The sequence below is a fragment of the Mesorhizobium sp. M4B.F.Ca.ET.214.01.1.1 genome (assembly GCF_004791545.1).
GTDB lineage: Bacteria > Pseudomonadota > Alphaproteobacteria > Rhizobiales > Rhizobiaceae > Mesorhizobium > Mesorhizobium abyssinicae.
This window is the reverse complement of record NZ_SRUX01000121.1, coordinates 1-366: the sequence shown is the minus strand read 5'-3', so window position 1 is coordinate 366 and position 366 is coordinate 1. Positions and strand designations below refer to the sequence as shown.

Genomic DNA, 366 nt, shown 5'->3' with positions numbered 1-366 from the left:
TTCTTGCCGATGTCGTGGATGTCGCCCTTGACGGTGCCGATCACCATCTTGCCCTGCTTGGGCGCGCCGGTGGCGGCGAGCAGCGGGCGAAGGATGGCCATGCCGGCCTTCATGGCGTTGGCCGACAGCAGCACTTCCGGCACGAACAGGATGCCGTCGCGAAAATCCTCGCCGACGATGCGCATGCCTTCGACCAGCGCCTCGGTCAGCACCTTGTAGGGAACCCAGCCGCGCTCGAGAAGGATGTTGGTGCCTTCCTCGATCTCTTCCTTCAGCCCGTCATAAAGGTCGTCGTGCATCTGCTGCACGAGCTCGTCGTCGGAAAGCTCGGAAAGGATGATCTCGTCGTCGGACATTTTTTCTCGG

The 366-nt window shown here is 61.7% G+C and carries 1 protein-coding gene; it reads right to left on the bottom strand.

Going from position 1 to position 366, the window contains the following annotated elements:
* On the bottom strand, positions 1-356 hold a 356-nt coding region (locus tag EN857_RS33565), incomplete at its 3' end, for a B12-binding domain-containing protein (protein ID WP_189521700.1).
* Between the last annotated feature and the right edge of the window lie 10 nt (positions 357-366).